This is a genomic window from Streptomyces qaidamensis (assembly GCF_001611795.1).
Lineage (GTDB): Bacteria > Actinomycetota > Actinomycetes > Streptomycetales > Streptomycetaceae > Streptomyces > Streptomyces qaidamensis.
Genome location: NZ_CP015098.1, coordinates 1,765,403 through 1,787,240, shown reverse-complemented (window position 1 = coordinate 1,787,240; position 21,838 = coordinate 1,765,403). Strand labels below are relative to the sequence as shown.

At 72.9% G+C, this 21,838-nt stretch carries 21 protein-coding genes and 6 tRNA genes; 18 read left to right on the top strand and 9 right to left on the bottom strand.

Annotation, left to right across the window (positions count from 1 at the left end; translation table 11 throughout):
• Nucleotides 1-39 precede the first annotated feature (39 nt).
• From A4E84_RS07725 to A4E84_RS07695, 7 genes are all read left to right on the top strand, one after another.
• The gene (locus A4E84_RS07725) at nt 40-858 is read left to right on the top strand and encodes a MetQ/NlpA family ABC transporter substrate-binding protein (protein ID WP_062925824.1); all 819 of its coding nucleotides are present in this window, start codon (nt 40-42) and stop codon (nt 856-858) included.
• 140 nt (nt 859-998) lie between these two features.
• Nucleotides 999-1,631 carry a GNAT family N-acetyltransferase gene (locus A4E84_RS07720; protein WP_062925823.1) on the top strand — a complete coding sequence of 211 codons (633 nt, stop codon included), beginning with the start codon at nt 999-1,001 and terminating at the stop codon, nt 1,629-1,631.
• Nucleotides 1,632-1,776: 145 nt separating this feature from the next.
• A complete protein-coding gene (gene cbiE / locus A4E84_RS07715; protein WP_062925822.1) occupies nt 1,777-2,997 on the top strand; it encodes a precorrin-6y C5,15-methyltransferase (decarboxylating) subunit CbiE in 1,221 nt (406 codons plus the stop codon).
• Between the two features lie 367 nt (nt 2,998-3,364).
• Nucleotides 3,365-7,522, top strand: coding sequence for a nicotinate-nucleotide--dimethylbenzimidazole phosphoribosyltransferase (gene cobT, locus A4E84_RS07710; protein WP_062925821.1), 4,158 nt, complete (start codon nt 3,365-3,367; stop codon nt 7,520-7,522).
• A gap of 184 nt (nt 7,523-7,706) precedes the next feature.
• Nucleotides 7,707-8,948 (top strand): uroporphyrinogen-III C-methyltransferase, encoded by a 1,242-nt coding sequence (gene cobA, locus A4E84_RS07705; RefSeq protein ID WP_062925820.1) that lies wholly within the window; start codon nt 7,707-7,709, stop codon nt 8,946-8,948.
• A gap of 64 nt (nt 8,949-9,012) precedes the next feature.
• Entirely contained in the window at nt 9,013-9,831 is an 819-nt protein-coding gene (locus tag A4E84_RS07700) for a TrmH family RNA methyltransferase (protein WP_062925819.1), read from the top strand.
• Nucleotides 9,832-9,840: 9 nt separating this feature from the next.
• On the top strand, nt 9,841-10,233 hold the full coding sequence (locus tag A4E84_RS07695; RefSeq protein WP_062925818.1) for an NUDIX domain-containing protein: 393 nt from the start codon (nt 9,841-9,843) through the stop codon (nt 10,231-10,233).
• A 33-nt stretch (nt 10,234-10,266) separates the two neighbouring features.
• Here A4E84_RS07695 and A4E84_RS07690 read toward each other — a convergent pair whose 3' ends face one another.
• Complete coding sequence (locus A4E84_RS07690) at nt 10,267-11,724, bottom strand: serine/threonine-protein kinase (RefSeq protein WP_062925817.1); 1,458 nt, start codon at nt 11,722-11,724, stop codon at nt 10,267-10,269.
• A 195-nt stretch (nt 11,725-11,919) separates the two neighbouring features.
• On the opposite strand from A4E84_RS07690, the gene A4E84_RS07685 reads away from it, so the two are divergent.
• The 4 genes from A4E84_RS07685 to A4E84_RS07670 all read left to right on the top strand — a co-directional run bounded on the left by A4E84_RS07685 (nt 11,920) and on the right by A4E84_RS07670 (nt 14,116).
• On the top strand, nt 11,920-12,159 hold the full coding sequence (locus A4E84_RS07685; RefSeq protein WP_031112035.1) for a hypothetical protein: 240 nt from the start codon (nt 11,920-11,922) through the stop codon (nt 12,157-12,159).
• A gap of 234 nt (nt 12,160-12,393) precedes the next feature.
• Nucleotides 12,394-12,603, top strand: coding sequence for a hypothetical protein (locus A4E84_RS07680; RefSeq protein WP_033309611.1), 210 nt, complete (start codon nt 12,394-12,396; stop codon nt 12,601-12,603).
• Nucleotides 12,604-12,804: 201 nt separating this feature from the next.
• On the top strand, nt 12,805-13,746 hold the full coding sequence (locus A4E84_RS07675; protein WP_062925816.1) for a phosphotransferase family protein: 942 nt from the start codon (nt 12,805-12,807) through the stop codon (nt 13,744-13,746).
• A 79-nt stretch (nt 13,747-13,825) separates the two neighbouring features.
• Nucleotides 13,826-14,116, top strand: a complete 291-nt coding sequence (locus A4E84_RS07670; protein WP_079128894.1) for a TFIIB-type zinc ribbon-containing protein — start codon at nt 13,826-13,828, stop codon at nt 14,114-14,116.
• A 54-nt stretch (nt 14,117-14,170) separates the two neighbouring features.
• On the opposite strand, the gene A4E84_RS07665 is transcribed toward A4E84_RS07670, so the two are convergent.
• The 5 genes from A4E84_RS07665 to A4E84_RS07645 all read right to left on the bottom strand — a co-directional run bounded on the left by A4E84_RS07665 (nt 14,171) and on the right by A4E84_RS07645 (nt 14,638).
• Nucleotides 14,171-14,242: transfer RNA gene (locus tag A4E84_RS07665), tRNA-Val, on the bottom strand.
• Between the two features lie 43 nt (nt 14,243-14,285).
• Nucleotides 14,286-14,357, bottom strand: a tRNA-Val gene (locus tag A4E84_RS07660).
• A gap of 24 nt (nt 14,358-14,381) precedes the next feature.
• A tRNA-Val gene (locus A4E84_RS07655) sits at nt 14,382-14,453 on the bottom strand.
• Between the two features lies 1 nt (nt 14,454).
• A tRNA-Cys gene (locus tag A4E84_RS07650) sits at nt 14,455-14,528 on the bottom strand.
• 37 nt (nt 14,529-14,565) lie between these two features.
• Nucleotides 14,566-14,638 (bottom strand) — tRNA-Gly (locus A4E84_RS07645).
• A gap of 178 nt (nt 14,639-14,816) precedes the next feature.
• Between A4E84_RS07645 and A4E84_RS07640 the strand changes: the two genes are divergently transcribed.
• The 3 genes from A4E84_RS07640 to A4E84_RS07630 are packed head-to-tail and all read left to right on the top strand — an operon-like array spanning nt 14,817 to nt 17,557.
• Entirely contained in the window at nt 14,817-15,860 is a 1,044-nt protein-coding gene (locus A4E84_RS07640) for a chorismate-binding protein (protein WP_062925815.1), read from the top strand.
• Nucleotides 15,857-16,678, top strand: coding sequence for an aminotransferase class IV (locus tag A4E84_RS07635; protein ID WP_062925814.1), 822 nt, complete (start codon nt 15,857-15,859; stop codon nt 16,676-16,678). Before A4E84_RS07640 ends, A4E84_RS07635 begins: the two co-directional genes overlap by 4 nt.
• 54 nt (nt 16,679-16,732) lie before the next feature.
• Nucleotides 16,733-17,557, top strand: a complete 825-nt coding sequence (locus tag A4E84_RS07630; RefSeq protein ID WP_062925813.1) for a GNAT family N-acetyltransferase — start codon at nt 16,733-16,735, stop codon at nt 17,555-17,557.
• 31 nt (nt 17,558-17,588) lie between these two features.
• Here the strand turns inward: A4E84_RS07630 and A4E84_RS07625 are convergent, their stop codons facing one another.
• Nucleotides 17,589-18,113: a DsbA family protein gene (locus tag A4E84_RS07625; protein ID WP_062925812.1), complete on the bottom strand. Its 525-nt coding sequence runs from the start codon at nt 18,111-18,113 to the stop codon at nt 17,589-17,591.
• A gap of 176 nt (nt 18,114-18,289) precedes the next feature.
• Here A4E84_RS07625 and A4E84_RS07620 point away from each other — a divergent pair, with 176 nt between their 5' ends.
• Entirely contained in the window at nt 18,290-18,727 is a 438-nt protein-coding gene (locus A4E84_RS07620; protein WP_062925811.1) for a hypothetical protein, read from the top strand.
• Between the two features lie 156 nt (nt 18,728-18,883).
• Nucleotides 18,884-19,060, top strand: a complete 177-nt coding sequence (locus A4E84_RS43350; RefSeq protein WP_167345902.1) for a hypothetical protein — start codon at nt 18,884-18,886, stop codon at nt 19,058-19,060.
• 84 nt (nt 19,061-19,144) lie between these two features.
• Here A4E84_RS43350 and A4E84_RS07615 read toward each other — a convergent pair whose 3' ends face one another.
• Nucleotides 19,145-19,705 (bottom strand): CGNR zinc finger domain-containing protein, encoded by a 561-nt coding sequence (locus tag A4E84_RS07615; RefSeq protein WP_062925810.1) that lies wholly within the window; start codon nt 19,703-19,705, stop codon nt 19,145-19,147.
• 367 nt (nt 19,706-20,072) lie between these two features.
• Entirely contained in the window at nt 20,073-20,486 is a 414-nt protein-coding gene (locus A4E84_RS07610; RefSeq protein ID WP_004002642.1) for an SsgA family sporulation/cell division regulator, read from the bottom strand.
• A 191-nt stretch (nt 20,487-20,677) separates the two neighbouring features.
• Between A4E84_RS07610 and A4E84_RS07605 the strand changes: the two genes are divergently transcribed.
• Nucleotides 20,678-21,136 (top strand): TIGR02611 family protein, encoded by a 459-nt coding sequence (locus A4E84_RS07605; protein ID WP_062925809.1) that lies wholly within the window; start codon nt 20,678-20,680, stop codon nt 21,134-21,136.
• 46 nt (nt 21,137-21,182) lie between these two features.
• Nucleotides 21,183-21,254 (top strand) — tRNA-Val (locus tag A4E84_RS07600).
• Nucleotides 21,255-21,838: the final 584 nt, after the last annotated feature.

The window sequence follows — 21,838 nt, the reverse complement described above, 5'->3', positions numbered from 1 at the left end:
GTCGCACCACCCGCAAGGCCATAAGGAAAGGCACTTTTCGTGCGTAACACCGCCAAGATCACCACCGCCGTCCTCGCCGCCGGAGCCCTCACCCTCGGGCTCAGCGCCTGCGGCGCCGACAGCTCGTCCACCGACGGCCCCCTGATCGTCGCCGCCAGCCCCGTCCCGCACGCCGAGATCCTCACCTACGTGAAGGACAACCTGGCGAAGAAGGAGGGCCTGGACCTCCAGGTCAAGGAGTTCACCGACTACGTCACGCCGAACACGGCGACGCAGGACGGCTCCGTCGGCGCCAACTACTTCCAGAACAAGCCGTACCTCGACGACTTCAACAAGAAGAACGGCACCGACATCGTGCCCGTCGTCACGGTCCACCTGGAGCCGCTCGGCCTCTACTCCCACAAGGTCAAGAAGGCCGACGACCTGAAGAGCGGTGCGACCGTCGCCATCCCCAACGACACGGTCAACGAGGCCCGCGCCCTCAAGCTCCTCGCCGCCGACGGGCTCATCACCCTCAAGGCGGGCGTCGGCAACGAGGCGACACCCTCCGACATCACCAAGAACCCCAAGAACCTGAAGTTCAAGGAGCTGGAGGCGGCCCAGACCCCGCGCTCCCTCGACGACGTGGACGCCGCCGTCGTCAACGGCAACTACGCCATCGAGTCCGACCTCAAGCCCTCCAAGGACGCCCTCGTCCTGGAGTCGCCGAAGAACAACCCCTACGGCAACTTCCTCGCCGTGAAGAAGGGCAACGAGGACGACCCGCGCGTGAAGAAGCTCGCGAAGCTCCTCACCTCGCCCGAGGTGAAGAAGTTCATCCAGGACAAGTACGCCGGCTCCGTGCTCGCCTCCTTCTGAGCCCACGCCCGGCACCCGCGCGCACGGGGCCCTTCCCCCACCCGGTGGGGAGGGTCCCGTGGTGCGGATCAGTGCTTTCATGCTGCATGCTGGGCAGTTCAGCATGCCCTGAAGGTTCACCGAAGGTTACGGAGCGGCGCATGACGAGCACCTTCCCCAACGTCTCCATCAGCACGGAGCGGTTGGTGCTGCGTCCCCTCGACGAAGACGATGTCGCCTCCCTGGCCGCGATGATGAACGACGAACAGGTGGCGGCCTGGACCTCCGTCCCCCAGCCCTTCACGGAGGACGGCGCCCGCACCTGGATCACCGAGTACGCCCCCGCCGAGCGCACCGGAGGACGCGGAATCGCCTTCGCCGTCACCGAGTTCCTCACCCAGCGCCTGGTCGGCGTCATCCAGCTCGCCAAGACCAACTGGCGCGTACGCTCCACCGAACTGTCGTACATCATCGCCCCCTGGGCCCGCGGCGAGGGCTACGCCTCCGAGGCCGCCCTCGTCACCGCCCGTTGGCTCTTCACGGACCAGAAGTTCGAGCGCATCGAACTGCGCACGGCGGCCGACAACACCGCCTCCCAGCAGGTCGCGCAGAAGATCGGCTGTATCAGCGAGGGCGTGCTGCGCAACGCCTGTATAGCCCGGGCCCGTGCCGAGGACGGCACGTGGACCGACGTACGCACCGACTTCATCGTCTGGAGCCTGCTCCCCGAGGACCTGGAAGGCGTCGGCGAGCAGCTGCGGGACGGCTTCACGTCCTTCGGCGACTGGAACTGACCGCAACCACCCGGAGGACGACGGTGACGACGACACCGAAGCTCCCTCCGCCACCTCCACCGGGTACCCTCACGGAGCCCGCCCCCGGGCTGCTCCCCACAACGCCACGCAGACGACCTGCGAAAACCCCTGGAGACTGACGACGATGGCCGACCGGGTCACGGTGATCGGCTGGGACGGTTCGCCGCCGACCGCCGCGGCGAGCGCCGCCCTGGGTGCCGCCACGCTCGTGGCCGGTGCCGCCCACCACCTGGCGCTCCCCGAGGTACCCGCCGGCGCCGAGCGCATCCGCCTCGGCAGCGTCGCCCTCGCCGCCCGCCGCATCGCCGGCCACCGCGGCACGGCCGTCGTGCTCGCCGACGGCGACCCCGGCTTCTTCGGCGTCGTACGCACCCTGCGCGCCCCCGAGTTCGGCCTTGAGGTGGAGGTCGTCCCCGCCGTCTCCTCCGTCGCCGCCGCCTTCGCTCGCGCCGGTATGCCCTGGGACGACGCACAAGTGGTCGCCGCACACCCCCGCACGCTGCGACGCGCCGTCAACGTATGCCGCGCCCACACCAAGGTCGCGGTCCTCACCTCACCCGGCGCCGGCCCCGCCGAACTCGGTCTGCTCCTCGAAGGAGTCCACCGCTCCTTCGTCATCTGTGAGGAACTCGGCACCACCCGCGAGCGGGTCACCGTCGTCACCTCCGACAAGGCCGCCGATTACACCTGGCGCGACCCCAACGTCGTCATCGTCCTGGGCGGCCCGGCCCGGCCGGGCACGGCGGGAGAGGCCGGCGGCTGGATCTCCGGCCGCGACCCGTCCGCCGGACCACGCGGCTGGACCCTGCCCGCCGACGCCTACGGCGCGGACCTCGGCGAGGGCGAGACCCAGCTGCTGCGCGCCTCCCAACTCGCCCGCCTCGGCCCCCGCGTCGGCGACCTCGTCTGGGACATCGGCTGCGGCAGCGGCGCCTTCGCCGTCGAGGCCGCCCGCGCCGGCGCCGCCGTGCTCGCCGTCGACGGGGACCGGGCAGCCTGTGCCCGCACCGACGCCGCCGCCCGCCGCCTCGGCGTCCAGCTCCAGATCGTGCACGGCACCGCCCCGCACATCCTGGAGAACCTCCCCGAACCCGATGTCGTCCGGGTCGGCGGCGGGGGAGCGGCCGTCGTCTCGGCGGTCGCCGACCGGCGCCCGCAGCGCATCGTCACGCACGCCGCCACCCGCGACGCCGCCGAACTCATCGGCCGCGACCTCACCGAGCACGGCTACGCCGTCGAGTGCGCTCTGCTGCAGTCCGTCGAACTCGACACCAGGGCTTGGACGGAGAAGGAACGGAGCGTCGCGTTCCTGCTCAGCGGCGTGCTCCCGCGGCGCAGCGCCTGATCCCGCCGCCGTCCCCGTGATCGGCTTGTCGTACTGCGCGCGGTAGGCTGGCCGATCGCTGCACCGCACAAGGACGCCCGGCGCTTCGTCGGCCAATGTCCGGAAAACGCGCCCGTTTTGGGGTGTGTGTGGTACGGCAGAACCGGAGGGCGCGCAACGTGGCGCAGTCCACAGCGGAACCGTCGCGGATCAAGCTGCCGTGAGGGTGGTACGGCCGCGACAATGCCAGTGAATGGCTTTGTCGCCTTTTCGGGGCGGACCGTTCGTGCCGCTGGGGACGCACGCTCGTTCTTCACTGCGGGGCGGTCGGTGCGCCGTTCCGGGCGAGCAGGTCGTAGGAGCACTAACCGATGGGCGAGGGGTACGCATGACCGACACCGGCCAGGTCCCGGGCGAGGGGCTGCCGGAGAGTGCAGGCATGGTGGAGCAGCCGGGCGCCCCCGCGCCCGGTGCGTACACCTACCTCTCCGAGACCACCGCCGAGGCCGAGGACGAAGACCTGCTGCTGTTGCCGGGCGCCCAGGGCGCCTGGGGCAACGAGGTCCCCCCGCCCGCGCCCGAGCCGGTCCTCGAGACCGTGCACCAGCCGGGCCCGCACGAGATCTCCGGCCGCGACAGCGGGTCGGTCGACCTCGGCGGCGTCCGTCTGCCCGACCCGCCGCCGATCCCGCCCGTCACCCCGCGCAGGCCCCTGCACCTCGGCCCGCCGCTGCCCAACAGCTCCGCCAGTCCGGTCCGCTCCCTCGCCGACCGCGGCCCCGCGGACGCGCCCGTGCGCCAGCCGGTGCCGTCCGCAGCGGGCCCCGAGTACCTCGACGGCCCCCGGGCACCCGAGATGCCCACGCAGCCCGCCGCCTCCTGGGGCGTACCGGCCACAGCCACGGCCCCGGCCCCGGTGAGCGCCGGGGCGGCGCCTGCGGAAACGGTTGTTCCGGCCGCGGAGCCGACGGCAGCGGAACCGCCGGGGACGGCCCAGGCGGTCGCGGCGAGTGTGATGACGGAGACCAGCCACACGACACCTCCGGCGCCGGCCGAGGCCGGGCAGGCCCACACGGGCGACCCCGTCGGTCCGGGCGTCGGCCCGGTCGAAGGTCGGGCAGCCGCAGCCGCAGCCGCAGCCGAGGCCGAGGCCGGTCAGCCGGCCGAGTCCGGCCCCGCGGGTGCGGGCGCCGGCCCGGACGGAGCCCAAGTGGCCGCCGTGGAGCAGGTCATGCCCGTACCGGGGGCAGACCCCGCGGAGCCAGACGTGGACGCGGTGGCGGCCGGAGCGGCCGCCGCCCAGCCCGGGACCGTGGCCGCCCCGGCAGCTGTTGTGCCGTCGGCGTCGGAGCCCGGGCCCGCCGTGGACGGCGCTGCGCAGGGCGGTGAACCTGTCGGTGTTTCTTCAGAGCTTCCCGCGTCGGACGCCGCCGGCGACCAGGTCCCGGTGACAGTCGCCGAGCAGGCCGCCGCACCGGCTCCTGCTCCGGAGGCCGGTCAGGTTCCGGAAGCGGTCCCGTTCCCTGAGGCCGCAGTGGCCCCGGAGTCCGCCGTCGTCACTCCGCCCGTGGCCACCGGTGGAGAGGCCCCCGCCCAGGTACCGGCCGCCGCCGTTCACGCACCCGACGTAGCAGCCCCGGAGCCCGTTGCGCAGGTGCCGGCAGCGGGCGTTGTCCCCGAGGCCGCCGCACCGGGCCCGGACACGGCGGCCTCCGAGGCCGTCGTGCCGGAGCCGGAGGTCACCGCCGAAGAGGCTGCACCCCAGCCCTCTGCGGGAACTGACGCCGCGCCGGCCGCGGTCGCGCAGGAGCCCGAGGCGATGGTTCCGCAGCCCACCGTTCCTGTCCCGGAAGCCCCCGGCCAGGTCACCGCCGCCCCGGCAGCCGAGCCGGTCGTCCAGGAACCGGCCGCTCCTGCTGCCCAGCCGGTCGCACAGGAACCGGCCGCTCCTGCTGCCCAGCCGGTCGCACAGGAACCGCCGGCCACACCCGCCCAGCCGGTCGCCCAGGAACTGCCGGCCACACCCGCCGAGCCGGTCGGCCAGGAAGCACCCGCGCCCGTTCCACCCGCCGAACCTGCCGCTGCCGCTGTACCTGCCCCGGAACCGGCCGCCGAGTCCGTCGCCACCCCGGGCCCGGCCCCGGCGGCGGAGACCGTCGCCGCCCCGGCCCCGACACCGGACCCGGCAGCCCAGGCCGCAGCGCCGGCCGACGCAGATGCCGAGGCCGCCCCCGACGCCGCCACGCCGGAGACCGCCCCGGAGGTGACCGCCCCGGAGGTGACCACCCTGGCTCAGCCCTCCCCGGAACCGACGCCCACCGAGGCCGCCGCACCCGCTCAAGCACCCGAGGCGCCCGAGGCACCTTCGGCCCCCGAGGCTCCCGCGCCCCTCGCATCCGCCCCCGCCGCCGAAGCGCCGGCCCCGGCTCAGGCCCCCGATCCGGCCGCAGCCACCCCCGTCGCCGAAGCCGCCGAGCTCGCCCCCGCCTCTCAGGGAGCCGCCCCCGACGCCCCGGCGCCCAGCGAGGACGTCACCGTCGTACTCCCCGCCCCGGCCGCGCAGGAGCAGGCGGGGCAGGCAGAGCAGGCCGGGCACCCGGTGCAGGGCCCGCAGCGGTCCCAGCCGGCGGCGCCCGAGACGCTGGAGCCCCCCGCACCCGCGGCCACGGTCCCGGCTCCGCGCGACGGCGACGCCGAACTCGCCCAGAACGCCGACGACCTGGACACCCGGGCCGCCGAACAGGAAGACATCGCCGACCAGGAACGCCGAGAAGAGAGTGCGGCCGCAGTGGCACAAGCCCGACAGTCCACCGGCCCCGCGGCCCCCGGCTACGACCCCGCCGAGCGCGAGGCCGTCCTGAAGGTCATGCGCGAACGCCGCGACATCCGCAACGGCTTCCGCAGTGACCCCATCCCGCACGAGGTGCTGCTCCGCGTCCTGGAGGCCGCCCACCACGCGCCCTCCGTCGGCCACTCGCAGCCGTGGGACTTCGTCGTCATCCGTTCCGCCGACACCCGGCGCGCGATGCACGAACTGGCCATGCGCCAGCGCGACGCCTACGCGAAGTCCCTGCCCAAGGGCCGGGCGAAGCAGTTCAAGGAACTGAAGATCGAGGCCATCCTCGACACGCCGGTGAACATCGTGGTCACCGCCGACCCGACCCGTGGCGGCCGGCACACCCTCGGCCGCCACACCCAGCCCCAGATGGCCCCGTACTCGGCGGCCCTGGCCGTGGAGAACCTGTGGCTCGCCGCCCGCGCCGAGGGCCTCGGCGTCGGCTGGGTCAGCTTCTTCGACGAGCGCGAGATGGTCCGCGCCCTCGGTCTGCCCGAGCACCTGGAGATCATCGCCTACCTGTGCGTCGGCTACGTCGACGAGTTCCCGGACGAGCCCGAGCTGTTGCAGGCCGGCTGGTCCAAGCGCCGCCCCTTGTCCTGGGCCGTGCACGAAGAGACATACGGCCGCCGTGCCCTGCCCGGAGAGGAACCCCACGACCTGCTCGCCGAGACCGTCGCGCAGATTCGCCCGCTGGACGCCAAGGCGCTCGGCGAGGCGTGGGAGCGCCAGAAGCGTATGACCAAGCCGGCCGGAGCGCTGGGCATGCTGGAGATCATCTCCGCGCAGCTGTCCGGCCTGTCCCGCCAGTGCCCGCCGCCCATCCCGGAACCCGCGGCCGTCGCGATCTTCGCGGGCGACCACGGAGTGCACGCCCAGGGCGTCACCCCCTGGCCGCAGGAGGTCACGGCCCAGATGGTGGCCAACTTCCTCGGCGGCGGTGCCGTCTGCAACGCCTTCGCCACCCAGGTCGGTGCCGAGGTCTGCATCGTGGACGTGGGCGTCGCCGCCGACCTCCCGGCCACCCCGGGCCTGCTGCCCCGCAAGATCCGGGCCGGCACGTCCGACATGACGACCGGCCCCTCGATGACCCGCGAGGAGGCCAGGCAGGCCATCGAGGTCGGCATCGAGACCGCCCGCGACCTGGTCGCCGCCGGCAACAAGGCCCTGCTGACCGGCGAGATGGGCATCGCGAACACCACCGCGTCCGCCGCCCTGATCTCCGTCTTCACGGGCGCCGACCCGGCCGAGGTGACGGGCCGGGGCACGGGCATCAACGACGAGACCCTCGCCCGCAAGACCGAGGTCGTGCGCCGCGCCCTGGAACTCCACCAGCCGGACCCGGCCGACCCGATCGGCGTGCTCGCCGCGATCGGCGGTTTCGAGCACGCCGCCATCGTCGGCCTCCTCCTCGGCGGCGCCTCCCTGCGTACGCCGGTCATCCTGGACGGCGTCAGCGCCGGAGCCGCCGCCCTGGTCGCCCGCGCGATCGCCCCCGAGGTCCTGGCCGCGTGCATCGCGGGCCACCGCAGCGCCGAGCCGGGCCACGTCGCCGCCCTCAACAAGCTGGGCCTGCGCCCCCTGGTCGACCTCGACCTCCGCCTCGGCGAGGGCACCGGCGCCCTGCTCGCCCTCCCGCTGGTCCAGAGCACGGCCAGGGCGATGCACGAGGTGGCGACGTTCGATTCGGCGGGCGTGACCGAGAAGTAGGGCTCCCGCAGCCGATGTGATGCCGTGGGCGGCCGTCCCGCACGACAAAACGCCCGCCCACGGCCCACGCCCCGGCAGACGGGCGGGGTGCCCAGTCACCGGACCACCCGCGCCGCCCTCCCCCCTGCCCACTAAAATCCGCACGTCAGGGCATCGAACACCGCCGCAACAGGAGCCTCACCTCATGGCCGAACACCCCGCCTACCCCGTAGGCCTCCGCCTCACCGGCCGTCGCGTGGTCGTCCTCGGCGGCGGCCAGGTCGCCCAGCGCCGCCTTCCGGCACTGATCGCGGCGGGCGCGGACGTCCTCCTGGTGTCCCCCGAGGCCACCCCCTCCGTCGAGGCCATGGCGGACGCCGGCGAGATCACCTGGCACCGTCGCCCGTACGAGGAGGGCGACCTCGCGGACGCCTGGTACGCCCTCATCGCCACCAGCGACCCCGACGCCAACACCGCCGCCTCCGCCGAGGCCGATCGCCACCGCGTCTGGTGCGTCCGCTCCGACGACGCCGACCAGGCCACCGCCTGGACCCCGGCCACCGGCCACAGCGAGGGCGTCACCGTCGCCGTCCTCACCACCGACGCCAAGGGGCGCGACCCCCGCCACACCGCCGCCATCCGCGACGCCGTCGTCGAGGGCCTGCGCGACGGCACGCTGGTCGCCCCGCACCACCGCACCCGCACCCCCGGCGTCGCCCTGGTCGGCGGCGGACCCGGCGATCCGGACCTGATCACCGTGCGCGGCCGCCGTCTGCTCGCCGAGGCCGACGTGGTCATCACCGACCACCTCGGCCCGCGCGACCTGCTCGCCGAACTGTCCCCGGGCGTCGAGGTGATCGACGCGGCGAAGCTGCCCTTCGGCAGGTTCATGGCGCAGGAAGCCATCAACGACGCCCTGATCGAGCACGCCCGCAAGGGCAAGTCGGTCGTCCGGCTCAAGGGCGGCGACCCCTTCGTCTACGGGCGCGGCATGGAGGAGGTCCAGGCCCTGGCCGAGGCCGGCATCCCGTGCACGGTCGTGCCCGGCATCTCCAGCTCCATCTCGGTCCCGGGCGCCGCCGGCATCCCGGTGACCCACCGGGGCGTCGCCCACGAGTTCACCGTGGTCAGCGGCCACATCGCCCCCGACGACGAGCGCTCCCTGGTCGACTGGCCGTCCCTGGCCAAGCTGACCGGCACCCTGGTGATCCTCATGGGCGTCAGCACGATCGGCAAGGTCGCCGAGACGCTCATCGTCCACGGCAAGTCCCCGGACGCACCCGTCGCCCTGGTCCAGGAAGGCACGACGGCCGGCCAGCGCCGCGTCGACGCCACGCTCGCGACGGTCGCGGAGACCGTGCGGACCGAGGACGTGAAGCCCCCGGCGGTCATCGTCATCGGCGAGGTCGTGAGGGTCGGCCCCGCGACCCCCGCGCCCCGAAAGTAACCCCGGGTAACACAACCCGTACCGAGCCGTTGGCACCGCACCCAGGACAAGGCAGTATCACCCTGTGGCCGATCTCATCACCATCGAGGATCCCGACGACCCGCGTCTGCGCGACTACACCGGCCTGACCGACGTGGAGCTGCGCCGCAAGCGCGAACCCGCCGAGGGACTGTTCATCGCCGAGGGCGAGAAGGTCATCAGAAGGGCCAAGGAGGCCGGCTACGAGATGCGGTCCATGCTGCTCTCGGCCAAGTGGGTCGACGTCATGCGCGACGTCATCGACGAACTTCCCGCCCCGGTCTACGCCGTCAGCCCGGAGCTCGCCGAGCAGGTCACCGGCTACCACGTGCACCGCGGCGCGCTCGCGTCCATGCAGCGCAAACCCCTGCCCACCGCCGCCGACCTGCTCCGGACCGCCCGCCGGGTCGTCATCATGGAGTCGGTCAACGACCACACCAACATCGGCGCCATCTTCCGCTCGGCCGCGGCCCTCGGCATGGACGCCGTTCTGCTCTCCCCGGACTGCGCCGACCCCCTGTACCGCCGCAGCGTGAAGGTCTCCATGGGCGCGGTCTTCTCCGTCCCGTACGCCCGCCTGGACACCTGGCCCAAGGGCCTGGAGTCGGTCCGCGAGGCGGGCTTCACCCTCCTCGCCCTCACCCCCGACGAGAAGGCCCGGCCCCTCGACGAGGCCGCCCCGCACACCATGGACCGCGTCGCCCTCATGCTCGGCGCGGAGGGCGACGGCCTCTCCACCCAGGCCCTGGTCGCCGCCGACGAATGGGTCCGCATCCCCATGTCCCACGGCGTCGACTCCCTCAACGTCGGCGCGGCGGCAGCCGTCGCCTTCTACGCCGTGGCCACCGGCCGGCCCCAGACCTAGGGGCGGCACATGGAACAGCGCGAGGCCGTCGTAGCCGTACTCCTGCGCGGTGAACGCCTGCTCGCGATCCGGCGCGGCCCCGGGGTCGCCCGCCCCGGCTACTGGCAGCCGCTCAGCGGCAAGGTCGAGCCGGGCGAGACCCAGGAGCAGGCGGTCGTCCGGGAGGTCCGCGAGGAGGTCGGCCTCACCGTCGTACCGGAGGCGAAGGTCTGGGAGTCGGAGACCGACGACCACCGCTTCCGGCTCCACTGGTGGACCGCCCGCGCCGACACGGGCGAGGTGGTCCCCGACCCGCACGAGGTCGCCGAGACCCGCTGGGTCACCCCGCGGCAGTTCCTGGCCCTGGACCCGGTCTTCGCCGGCGACCGGGAGTTCTTCGAGCGGATCCTGCCGGAGCTCTGACGGCCCGCCGGCCGGCGGGCCGTCGTCACACGGCTAGAAGTCTTGAGGACGGTCGTACGGCTGGACGCGCTCCTGCCGTGCTCCGCCTCCGTCGCCGCCGAGCCCCCGCGCCGGCCCCTGACACCCCTGCACCAGCGCGATACCGACCGCCACCAGCAGCGTCACTACGACGAACACGAACAGCCGCTGCCGCAGCAACCGGGGATTGGCGGGCCGCAGCCCGGTCCCCGTGCTCCGGGACGCCGGACGCCCGGTGCCGCTGTGCGGGGCGGGACGGCTGCCGCTGGCCGACCGTGGCCCGTTGCGCCCGGTGGGCGTCGGCCGCGACCCGGACCGCGACGGGGTCCCGCCGCGCGGGGCGCCGGAACCGCGCACCGGAGTCCTGCCGCGGTTTCCGCCCCCCGTCGACCGGTTCCCGCTCCCGCCCGGCCGGGCTCCGCCGCGCGAACCGGACCCGCTCTGGGAGGCCGGGCCGTCCGGCGACGGATGGCCGTCCCGGGAGGGAGCCGACCCCCGCGGCGGGGGAGTGCCCCGGCCCCGCTGCGCCCCGGACGTCCCGGCACCCTGCTGCCCCTGCGGACGCCGGGTGCGCTCGGGGTAGGTGTCGGCGAGCCGCTCGGTCTCGGCACCACGGGGCGCGGGCGGCCGGACACCGGCGAGGTCCTGGGACTCCCGGGCCGCGATCTCCTTGAGCCGCAACGACAGTTGGAGCGTGCTGGGCCGCTCCTCGGGGTCCTTCGCCAAGCACGCCCGGACGAGCGGGGCCAGTGCGTCGGGCACGCCGTGCAGCTGCGGCTCCTCGTGCACCACGCGGTACAGCATCACCTCGGAACTGCCGTGCCCGAAGGGCGAGTCGCCCATTGAGGAGTACGCGAGCGTGGCACCGAGCGAGAAGACGTCCGTGGCCGGTGTGACGGCCGCCCCGCGCACCTGCTCCGGCGCGAGGAAGCCGGGCGAGCCGACCGCCGTGCCGACGTGGGTGAGCGTCGAGGCGCCGGTCGCCCAGGCGATGCCGAAGTCGATGATCCGCGGCCCCTTCGGGGACAGCAGGATGTTCGACGGCTTCAGATCCCGGTGCACCACCCCGGCCTCGTGCACCGCGACCAGGCCCTCCGACAGGGCGGCACCGACGGCCGCGACGTCGGCCGCGCCGAGCGGGCCCTCGGCCGCGACCTTGTCGTGCAAGGAGGGGCCGGGCACGTACTGCGTGGCGAACCAGGGCCGATCCGCGTCGAGGTCGGCGGCCACCAGCCGGGCCGTGCAGCCGCCGCGGATCCGCCGCGCCGCCGACACCTCACGGGCGAACCGCGAACGGAACTCCTGATCCTCCGCCAGGTCAGGGCGGATGACCTTGAGCGCGACCCGCTGCCCCTTCTTGTCGGAGCCCAGGTAGACCACGCCCATCCCGCCCGCGCCGAGCCGTCTGTGAAGCTTGAACGAGCCGACGACGCGCGGGTCCTCGCGCCTCAGGCGCATCATCGCCATGTTCATCCCCGCTGCCCGGTCCTGTGACGAGCCACAGCTTACGTTTCCACGGCCGCCCGCGCGCAGAGGCCGCGCCCTCTCAGGGTGATGGATTGTCAGTGGTGGGTGGGAGACTTGAAAGGTGGTCAGGGAGGGCGCGAAGAGGCGGACTTCGCGTGGTGAGTGATCCCAACCACCCGTCGCAGAAGGGGGATTGGTCCTGTGAAGGGTGACCGTGTGGAGATAGTCGTGGACGCGGGAGACACGACGCGCACGTATGAGGTGGTGGCGAGCAGGGCGGGCCGCAGGGTGGAGACGGCGGTACGCCGAGGTGTCGTGGAAGTGAGCGAAGTCACCCGAAGCGGGACGGTTGTACGTACCGCCCGCTTCATGGCGAATCGGGTGCTGGCCCTGGTGGAACAGCCGATTCCGCGGGAGGAGAGCTCGGACAAAGAGGGCTGATCCGGGCGCCCCCTCGGGGAAGACCCTGAGACGTGCGTCCCCGTCTCCACCCAGGGGAGTACATCGCAGGTGGCGGCTCATCCTCCGGGAGGCCCGGCAATCGGTACGAGGGCATGACGCCGGGAAAGGGCCGGACACCTAGATTTGAGGTCAAGCGGCGGGTGCAGCACTCGTCCCCCGAGGTCAGACGCCCGCCGCTGCCAACGACAACCGATACAGGTCAGGAGAGGGACCATGGCCCAGACGGCTCCGCGGACACTGCTCCGCGAGGAGGGACGCAAGGTGTACGCCGCCGCGTTCCGCCCCCGCCGCCAGGGCCGTCGCCACCCGCTGGTGGCGACCCTGATGGCCCTTCCCCTGGCGGTCCTGCTCCTCCTCGTCTTCGACGGGTGGGAGACAGTGGCCACACAGGCGTCGTCCGTGGGCGAGATGCTGGGGCGCTGAGCGGCGACCCCAGGCCCGGAAGAGCGGTCCGGGCGGGGACATCCCGACCATGAAACCCCGTGGGGACGGGGGTGCGGCGGACGGCAAAAAATGCCGGCGCAGCTGGGGAGCTGCGCCGGCATTGCTTTGCCCCGGCACGGAGCACCCGGAACGGACCCGTCCCCCCTCCAGCCGGCTCCCGTCTGCGCGTACTCTCACCCGGTGAACTCCGCCCCCGGCCCGCTCCTGACCGGCCTCACCGCCCAGGCCCGAGCCACCGCCCACGCCCGCTCACCGGCCTGCCCCTGCGGCGCGGCCACGCTCGCGGACCGCCCGGACGGCACTGTCGTACGCCATGCGGACACCGTCGCGAAGGCCCACCCCCTGGACGCGACCCCCGCCGAGCTCACCGGCCGCCTCACCCTCGCCGCCCGCCACCCCGGCATCCTCCTGCCCCCACTGGATCCCACCCCGGTCGACCTGCACGGCCGCCTGGTGACGTTCTGGCCGTACGGCACGCCGGTGGATCCCGACGACCCGGACGCCGCACCCTGGGAAGCCGCCGCCGCACTCCTCGCCCGTCTCCACCGCAGCCCGGCTCCGGAAGGCCTGCCCGTCATGCGCGGCCCCGCCAAAGCGGCCCGGGCCGTCGCCCGGCTCCGAGAGGCCGGACCGCACCCGGCGGTCGCACCCGTCCTGCGCGCCTGGGCCACCCTCCCGCCCTGGGCCCGGGCCGAGGCCCCGATGCCGCACACCGCCACCCTCTGCCACGGCGACCTCCATCTCGGCCAGCTCGTACGACACCCCGCAGCCGACGGGCCCTGGCTGCTGATAGACGTGGACGACCTCGGCGTCGGTGTCCCCGCCTGGGACCTCGCCCGCCCCGCCGCCTGGTATGCCTGTGGTCTGCTCCCGCCCGGCGCATGGACCCGGTTCCTCACCGCCTATCGGGAGGCCGGCGGCCCGGCCGTCCCCGTCGAGGGCGACCCCTGGCCCGCCCTCGACGTCCCCGCGCGTGCCCTCACCGCGCAGACCGCGGCCCGGGCCGTCGCCAAGGCGGTTGCGGCCGGGCGCCCGTTGGACGAGGTGGAGCAGACGGTTGTGGACGCCTGTGACCGAATGGCTACCGTCCCGCCCCAGTTGGTGCAGGAACACGCGAAGTAGGGTGCAACCGAGCACAGCGGGACAGAGTCTGTCCTGGCGAGATGTGAAGCAGGACCGACCGGCGAGGAGTTGAACGACCATGCAGTGTCCGAAGTGCCGTGCGCCGATGCACACGTACAACCGCAACGGTGTCCAGATCGAGCAGTGCAGCGGGTGCCGCGGGATCTTTCTCGACTACGGCGAGCTGGAGTCCCTGACCCGCCTTGAGGCCCAGTGGTCCCAGGCCGCCCCGCCGCCCCCGCCCGCCCCGCAGGCCTACCCCGCCCCTCCGGCCCCCGCCTGGGGTGCCCCGCACGGCGGCCACGGTCATCACGGCCACCACGGTCACCACCGCAACAAGAGCTTCGGCCGGATGCTGTTCTCGTCCTGAGCCGTGACATCACAGAAGCCCCCGGCCGCGAACGGCCGGGGGCTCCTTGTGGTGTGGACGATACTGGGATTGAACCAGTGACCTCTTCCGTGTCAGGGAAGCGCTCTCCCGCTGAGCTAATCGTCCTCGGGACCATGAACACCGAGTGCGGCGGATCATGGGCACTGCGTGCGCGATACTGGGATTGAACCAGTGACCTCTTCCGTGTCAGGGAAGCGCTCTCCCGCTGAGCTAATCGCGCGGGCTGGGATCCCGGGGGATCCAGTGGACGATACTGGGATTGAACCAGTGACCTCTTCCGTGTCAGGGAAGCGCTCTCCCGCTGAGCTAATCGTCCTTGGAGGTGGAGACGGGATTTGAACCCGTGTAGACGGCTTTGCAGGCCGTTGCCTCGCCTCTCGGCCACTCCACCAGGAGTGTAGGGGGCCGGGAAGCCCCCTCTTCCTACGAGCGGACGACGAGGTTCGAACTCGCGACCTCAACCTTGGCAAGGTTGCGCTCTACCAACTGAGCTACGTCCGCCTGTCGTTTCGGTCCGCCTTCGCGGCCCGGCGACGTGTTGAACTCTAGCGGATTCCGGGGCCAGCACAAAAACGCGTTTGTGCAGCGTGCTGCGCTTGCCCTGCTCAGGTGGGTCACAGGACCGCCTGACAGGACATCCCCCGGTCACCCGCAGGGCCCCCGCCATAGACTCGACTGCGTGCTCGACCTCCCTCCTCTCGCCCGCTTCGGCGACCGCGTCGCCACCGGGCTCCTCGACGTCACCGACGATCCCGAGGCCCTGGACTCCAGCGGCTTCTGGGCCGTCTGTGCCGACTTCGAGGGCCGTCTGACCTGCGCCCGCTTCGCGGAGGTCCGGGCGGCGGACGTACCGGCTCCCGTGCCCGGCGCATGGCGCGGACCGGCCGCCGGTGACTGGACGTCCTCGCTCGACCGCGCCGCGTACACGGCCGCCGTACGACGGATCCGCGACCACATCGCGGCCGGCGAGGTCTACCAGGCGAACCTGTGCCGGGTGCTGTCCGCGCCCGTCGCACCCGGCGCCGACGTGGACGCCCTCACCGCACTGCTGGCCCACGGCAACCCGGCGCCCTATGCAGGAACGATCCGCCTACCCGGGCACGGCGTCGAGATCGCCACGGCCTCCCCGGAACTGTTCCTGCGGCGCGAGGGCCGGGTCGTCGCGTCCGGGCCGATCAAGGGCACCGGCCGGACCGAGGCGGACCTGCTGGAGAAGGACTTCGCCGAGAACGTGATGATCGTGGACCTGGTCCGCAACGACATCGGACGGGTGTGCGCCACGGGCAGCGTTACGGTGCCCGACCTGTGTGCCGTCGAGAAGCACCCCGGGCTGGTCCACCTCGTCTCGACGGTCCGCGGCGAGCTGGCGGACGGGGCCGGCTGGCCCGAGCTGCTCGGCGCCGCCTTTCCGCCCGGCTCGGTCACGGGCGCGCCCAAGTCCAGCGCCCTGCGGATCATCGACGCGCTGGAGACGGCGCCCCGGGGGCCGTACTGCGGCGGGATCGGCTGGGTCGACGCCGACCGGGGAACCGGAGAGCTGGCCGTCGGCATCCGCACCTTCTGGATCGACCGGGCCGATGGCGTACTGCGCTTCGGCACCGGCGCCGGCATCACCTGGGGCTCCGATCCCGAAGGGGAGTGGCGGGAGACCGAGCTCAAGGCGGCCCGGCTGCTCGCGATAGCGTCGGGAACGTACGAGGTGAGTGGAGAGGACCTGACGTGAAGATCTGGCTCGACGGCGGGCTGCAGGACACCGAGTCCGCCCGCGTCTCCGTCTTCGACCACGGGCTGACCGTGGGCGACGGCATCTTCGAGACGGTCAAGGCCGTGGCCGGCCGGCCGTTCGCGCTCACCCGGCACCTCGACCGGCTGACCCGCTCCGCGCGCGGCCTCGGCCTGCCGGATCCGGACCACGACGAGGTGCGCCGCGCCTGCGCCGCCGTCCTCGACGCCAACCCCGCGCCGCTCGGCCGCCTCCGCATCACCTACACCGGCGGCCACGGCCCGCTCGGATCCGACCGCGGCGAGCACGGCCCGACCCTCGTCGTCGCCCTCGGCGAGACGACCCGCCGCCCCGACTCCACCGCCGTGATCACGGTCCCCTGGACCCGAAACGAGCGCGGTGCGCTCACCGGTCTCAAGACCACCTCGTACGCCGAGAACGTCGTCGCTCTCGCCCGGGCCCGTGAACAGGGCGCGTCGGAGGCACTGTTCGGCAACACCGTGGGGCAGCTGTGCGAGGGCACCGGGTCGAACGTCTTCGTCGTCCTCGACGGCGAGATCCACACCCCGCCGCTCGCCTCGGGCTGCCTCGCGGGCATCACCCGTGCGCTGACGGCCGAATGGACCGGCGCCAGGGAGACCGACCTGCCGCTGGACGTCCTGGAGCGGGCCGACGAGGTCTTCCTGACGTCCACCCTGCGGGACGTGCAGGCCGTGCACCGCGTCGACGGCCGTGAGCTGCCCGGCGCGCCGGGCCCGGTGACCGCCAAGGCCATGCGGATCTTCGAGGAGCGCGCCGGGCACGACCTCGACCCCTGACAGTGTCGGCGAAATCGGCTGACCGGGACCGTGGTTGCGGGTAGAACACCCCTGATGACCACGACCCTGCGGCCGACCGAGCCGCTTCAGCAGAACGCCGACGGGACGCGCTCACGCCGCTACCAGGTATGTGTGAACAGCCGTCCCGTAGGGGCGATACACCTCGACACGCATCCCGTGTTCGGCACCGCGGTGGCCCGGATCACGAAGCTGCACATCGACGAAGCGGATCGCAGGCGGGGCCGTGGCACGGTCGCAGCGCTCGCCGCCGAGGAGGTGGCGCGCGGCTGGGGGTGCCGTCGCATCGAGGCCGTGGTCCCGGCCACGTCCGAGGCCGGGCTCCGGCTCGCCACGGCGCTCGGCTACGTCGTCCGCAACCGCGGCATGGAGAAGCAGCTCGGCGACACCCCGCCCGAGCTGCCGGAGGGCAGCCGTGCCCGGCCCATGACCGAGGCGGAGTTCGGCCCCTGGCTGGAGAAGGGCAAGGAGCACTACGCGCGCAGCTGGATCGACCGGGGCGTCCCGGAGGCCGAGGCCCGGGTCAAGTCCGAGCGCGACCACGCGACCCTGCTGCCCGACGGCCTCGCCACCCCGGGCATGCTCATCAGCGTCGTCGAACACCTGGGGACGCCCGTGGGAACGCTGTGGCTCGCGGTGCGCGAGAGCAGCGCCTTCGTCTTCGACGTCGAGACCGACGCCGCCCACCGGGGGGAGGGCCACGGCCGCACCCTGATGCTGCTGGCCGAGGCCCAGACCATCGCCGAGGGCAGGCGGACCCTCGGCCTCAATGTCTTCGCGGGCAACACCCCGGCCGAACGGCTCTACGCCTCACTCGGCTACGAGACCGAACGGTACGCCCTGTACAAACCGCTGCTGTAGCGGCCCGGAGCCGCCGGCCGGGCGAGGGCTATCAGTGCTCCTGCCCGGCCAGCAGCCGGTCCGCGATCTCCTCGATCCGCTCGCGCAGCCCCTCCTGGCTCTTGCCGCCGTCGAGCCGCTCCCCGCCGATGACGTACGTCGGGGTGCCGGTCACACCGATCGCCTTGCCCTCGGCCTGGTCGGCGTCCACGATCAGGATGTGCCGGCCGTCGATCAGCGCGGTGTCGAACTCCTCGGCGTCCAGGCCCAGTTCCCGGGCCATCTCGACCAGGAAGGGTTCGCCCTTACGGGCCAGCTCCTCGACCCGCCCCAGCAGGGCTTCGGCGTACGGCCATCCCCGGCCCTGCTCCCACGCCTGCTCCGCGGCCTGGGCGGCGGCGAAGGCGTGCTTGTTCTTCTCCAGCGGGAAGTGCCGCAGCCGCAGCTCCAGCCGGTCGCCGTAGCGGGCGCGCAAGGCATGGAGATCGTCCAGCGCGGTACGGCAGTCCGGGCACTGGAGGTCGCACCAGACCTCGAGGACGGGGGCGGCGGAACGGTCGGGGGAGGAGTCGCTCATGCCGACAGTCTCCCAGCAGCCGCGGCCGGAGGCGCAGCCCGCACCGGCACCTGCGGAGGAGGTGACCCGGAGATGTCCCTGATGTCGGGCCGGAGCATGGCCCGGCGGGGTGCGGCGGGTGCAGGATGGAAGGGACGAAGTGACCCGACCCGACCGCGCCACGCCTGGAGGACCGGATGATTGCCGAGACCGTCTGCTCCGCCGTGTCCGCGGCAGGCCTGGGCATTGCGATCGTCACGGCGTACCGCAAGCGGTACCTCGCCGCGGTCCGTGTCGCCGCCTACTCCCTCGTCCCGATCGGCCTCGTGATGACCGGGGTCGTCGAGTGGCTGGCCGACACCGCGTTCAGCCCGACGGCCTGGGCCGGGTTCGGTGTGCTCGGCCTCGCATGGGTGCTCTTCATGACCACACGAGCCGTGGAGCGCCGTCGCGGCGGCACCCGCAAGGAGCGCAGGGCGGCGGCGCGCGCCGCCGACCGGCCCGACACGGTGGCCCCCGCCGCCTCGGCGCCTTCCCTGAGCCAGGGCTCCCGCCCGGCGACCAGGCCGGCGACGGCGTCCCGCGACGACGACTTCAGCGACATCGAGGCCATTCTCAAGAAGCACGGCATATGAAGGCGGCCCCGCCCGGGGCCGAATCGTCACAGTGGGTCCGCCGGTGCGCGGAAGTGATCACAACCTGAACCGGACCTCGCGGAATCGGTGCACTCCCGCACGGAACGAGGCCGCTGATCGCGCCCGGCGGGGGGACTGCGTCATCATCGCCGCGAGATGCTGGACACGACGAAACAGAGCGACCCCGCACCGCCGCAGGATGAGCCACATCCCCGGCAGGACGAGCCACGTGGTTGCCTCTTCGCCCTCTCCCAGCCACCGCTGATGATCTTCCTGGCGGTGATCGGGAGTCTGCTGCTCATGGCCTCGTTGCACGATCTGCTGCTGCTGTGAGCCTTACCCGCGGTACCCGGCGCCACCCGCCGGGGCCGCGTCGGCATCGACACCCTCCACAGCCCCGCGGCCCGGCGCCGGGCGTCAGCCCGCCGCCTCCTTGCGGCGCGCCCGGTACGCGGCCACGTGGAGGCGGTTTCCGCAGGTGCGGCTGTCGCAGTACCGCCGCGAGCGGTTCCGGGACAGGTCGACGAAGGCGCGCCGGCAGTCCGGTGCCTCGCACCGCCGCAGGCGCTCCTGCTCCCCGGCGACCACGAAGAACGCCAGCGCCATCCCGCAGTCGGCGGCGAGGTGATCGGCTACGGAGGCACCGGGCGCGAAGTAGTGCACATGCCAGTCGTAGCCGTCGTGGTCCGTGAGCCGGGGCGTGGTGCCGGCCGCCGCGACCAGCTCGTTGATCTGCCCGGCCGCGGCCCGGGCGTCCGGAGCGGCGAAGACGGCGGCGAAGCGCCCGCGGATCTTGCGCACCGCCGAGAGGTCGAAGTCCGAGAGCACCCCGACATCGCTGATCTCGTGGTTCCGCACGAAGTCCACGAGGGTCGCCACGTCCGGCAGCCCGTCCGGGGCCGTGTCGTCCTCCGGTGCGGTGTTCACCAGATCGACCACGGTGTCGAGGGCGCACCGGGTGTCGTGGGTGATCAGCACGATTCGCTCCCTGGCCTGAGGGTCGGGCGGGCGCCCGCCGATGCTGGCCGATGGTAACGGCTCCACCTCCGCCGGACCGCCTCATGCCCGCACATGGCTTCGAATGCAACGCCTCCCGGCCCGCCGGGGTACCCCGTGCGGAACGCTTCCGGCCCGCCAGGGTTCCCCGTGCGGCGCGACACCGCCGGCGCGACATCGGCGGCGGGGCACCGGGGGAGGGACGCCCGGGCAGGGGCGCTCCCACGCGAACCGGCGCCGTACCGCGTGATCCGCGGTGCCGGCGCCGGTGTCATCCCGTATGCGGTTGTCCGAGCCCGAGCCGTCTCCCCGAGTCGACGGCGCCGGGCGGCTTTGTGAGGGCCTCGCCCTAGCTTTCCGCCAGGATGTGCGAGAGCTCCTGATCGAGGTCGAAGTGCCGGTGTTCCGTGCCGGGCGGCACGGCGGCGTCGGTCCGCTTCAGGAAGGATTCCAGGGCCCGTGCCGGGGCCTCTAGCAGGGCCTCGCCCTCCGGCGAGCTCAGGGCGATGCACACGACGCCCTGGCCGTGACTGCGCGACGGCCAGACGCGGACGTCGCCGGTGCCCGTAGGGCGGTGAAGTCCCTCGGCGAGGAGGTCGCGGGCGAACACCCACTCGACGGTTTCCTCGGCTCCGGTGTGGAAGGTGGCGTGCACGGCGTAGGGGTCGGCCGTGTCGTACCGCAGGCCTGCGGGGACAGGCAGGGAGGACTCGCTCGACACAACGAGGCGCAGGTGCAGCTCGCAGCTGACCGTGGTGTTCATAAGCGCCAGGGCCTTTCGCTCAGTGTGCGCTCGGGGATTCGCACGTCGGCGAAATCGACATGCCACCTACGGTGCCGTTGTAAACCCCTCTGAGTGTTTTGCGTGGCTTTACGTAACTCTTCCGGCCGAGGGATCGTTCGCGCCCTGCGTCCATTCCGGTGACTGGTTTCGCTCGGGTAGTGTCTCCCCGTATGAATACGGGGAGTAACGAGCCGGGCGAGGTGGCCGTGGCGTCGAACGAGACGGGGACGGGCGAGGCACACGGCGAGCAGGATCGCGGGCTCGGCTCGCGTGCGCCGGAGTTCATCAAGGCCCGCCGGGCGCTGCACCTCAGCTGGCAGGTCGGCGTCTTCATCATCGGATTCGCGGTCGTCGTGACCGGCATCATCATGCTGCCACTGCCCGGACCGGGGTGGGTCGTGATCTTCGGCGGCATGGCGATCTGGGCGACGGAGTTCGTCTGGGCCCAGCTGGTGCTGCGCTGGACCAAGCGGAAGGTCACCGAGGCGGCGCAGCGCGCCCTCGATCCCAAGGTGCGGCGCCGCAACATCATCCTGACGTCGATCGGGCTGGTGATCATCGGCGTGCTGGTCGGCATCTACCTCTGGAAATTCGGCATCACCATGCCGTGGAAGCTCAAGGACCAGTGAGCGTCACAGGTACCCCCTGACATGGGGTAATGTTCTTCCTGCGTCCGGGCGATTAGCTCAGTGGGAGAGCGCTTCGTTCACACCGAAGAGGTCACTGGTTCGAACCCAGTATCGCCCACCCGGACCGACGGCCCATCTGCGATTGCGCAGGTGGGCCGTCGGTGTTGTGTGGGGGCTGAGGGGCTGGGGTTATCGGGCTGTCGGTCTGTGCGTGGGGCCTCATGGCAGCCCGCCGGGCGGGAGCGCCCGGACGGCGACCTCTGTGGCCAGGCCGGAGGCGCCGGTGAAGGCTGAGACGGGCCGGCCCGGGGCCGGGGCGGGGCCTGGAGCCGAGAGCTCTCCGCTGTGCCGACTGGTGGCCGGCATCCGCCCGGTCCGCGCCTTCGGGCGTCCTTGCCAGGTGGGTCACTCGCACCGCCGCGCGCCGAGCCGGGCGGCGGGCTCCTCGGGGCGGCTGGCGCCGATGCCGCCATGGCCCGCGTAAGCCGGGAAGCCCGTGTCAGTCGGCTTCTCGCCCTGGCGCCCCCGTCGAGCCGGCTGGTGACGAGGAGCCGCCCCTGGCCCATGGACGGACTTGAGATGCGCGCCGAGCAGGGTGTGTCGCGCCGAGATCCGATCCGAGTAGAGCCTGCCGGGGCCGCCCTCGCCCTGCGAGCCACGCGCACCGGGCGGGGCGAGATCCCTGGTCCCTGCCGGCGTCGA

Excerpts from the sequence above, each read along its gene's own strand:
- cobT (WP_062925821.1), top strand. The coding sequence starts at position 3,365 with ATGACCGACACCGGCCAGGTCCCGGGCGAGGGGCTGCCGGAGAGTGCA.
- A4E84_RS07670 (WP_079128894.1), top strand. The coding sequence starts at position 13,826 with ATGCAGTGTCCGAAGTGCCGTGCGCCGATGCACACGTACAACCGCAAC.
- A4E84_RS07720 (WP_062925823.1), top strand. The coding sequence starts at position 999 with ATGACGAGCACCTTCCCCAACGTCTCCATCAGCACGGAGCGGTTGGTG.
- cbiE (WP_062925822.1), top strand. The coding sequence starts at position 1,777 with ATGGCCGACCGGGTCACGGTGATCGGCTGGGACGGTTCGCCGCCGACC.
- A4E84_RS43350 (WP_167345902.1), top strand. The coding sequence starts at position 18,884 with ATGCTGGACACGACGAAACAGAGCGACCCCGCACCGCCGCAGGATGAG.
- A4E84_RS07605 (WP_062925809.1), top strand. The coding sequence starts at position 20,678 with ATGAATACGGGGAGTAACGAGCCGGGCGAGGTGGCCGTGGCGTCGAAC.
- A4E84_RS07625 (WP_062925812.1), bottom strand. The coding sequence starts at position 18,113 with ATGAGCGACTCCTCCCCCGACCGTTCCGCCGCCCCCGTCCTCGAGGTC.
- A4E84_RS07620 (WP_062925811.1), top strand. The coding sequence starts at position 18,290 with ATGATTGCCGAGACCGTCTGCTCCGCCGTGTCCGCGGCAGGCCTGGGC.
- A4E84_RS07610 (WP_004002642.1), bottom strand. The coding sequence starts at position 20,486 with ATGAACACCACGGTCAGCTGCGAGCTGCACCTGCGCCTCGTTGTGTCG.
- A4E84_RS07690 (WP_062925817.1), bottom strand. The coding sequence starts at position 11,724 with ATGAACATGGCGATGATGCGCCTGAGGCGCGAGGACCCGCGCGTCGTC.
- A4E84_RS07695 (WP_062925818.1), top strand. The coding sequence starts at position 9,841 with ATGGAACAGCGCGAGGCCGTCGTAGCCGTACTCCTGCGCGGTGAACGC.
- cobA (WP_062925820.1), top strand. The coding sequence starts at position 7,707 with ATGGCCGAACACCCCGCCTACCCCGTAGGCCTCCGCCTCACCGGCCGT.
- A4E84_RS07680 (WP_033309611.1), top strand. The coding sequence starts at position 12,394 with ATGGCCCAGACGGCTCCGCGGACACTGCTCCGCGAGGAGGGACGCAAG.
- A4E84_RS07630 (WP_062925813.1), top strand. The coding sequence starts at position 16,733 with ATGACCACGACCCTGCGGCCGACCGAGCCGCTTCAGCAGAACGCCGAC.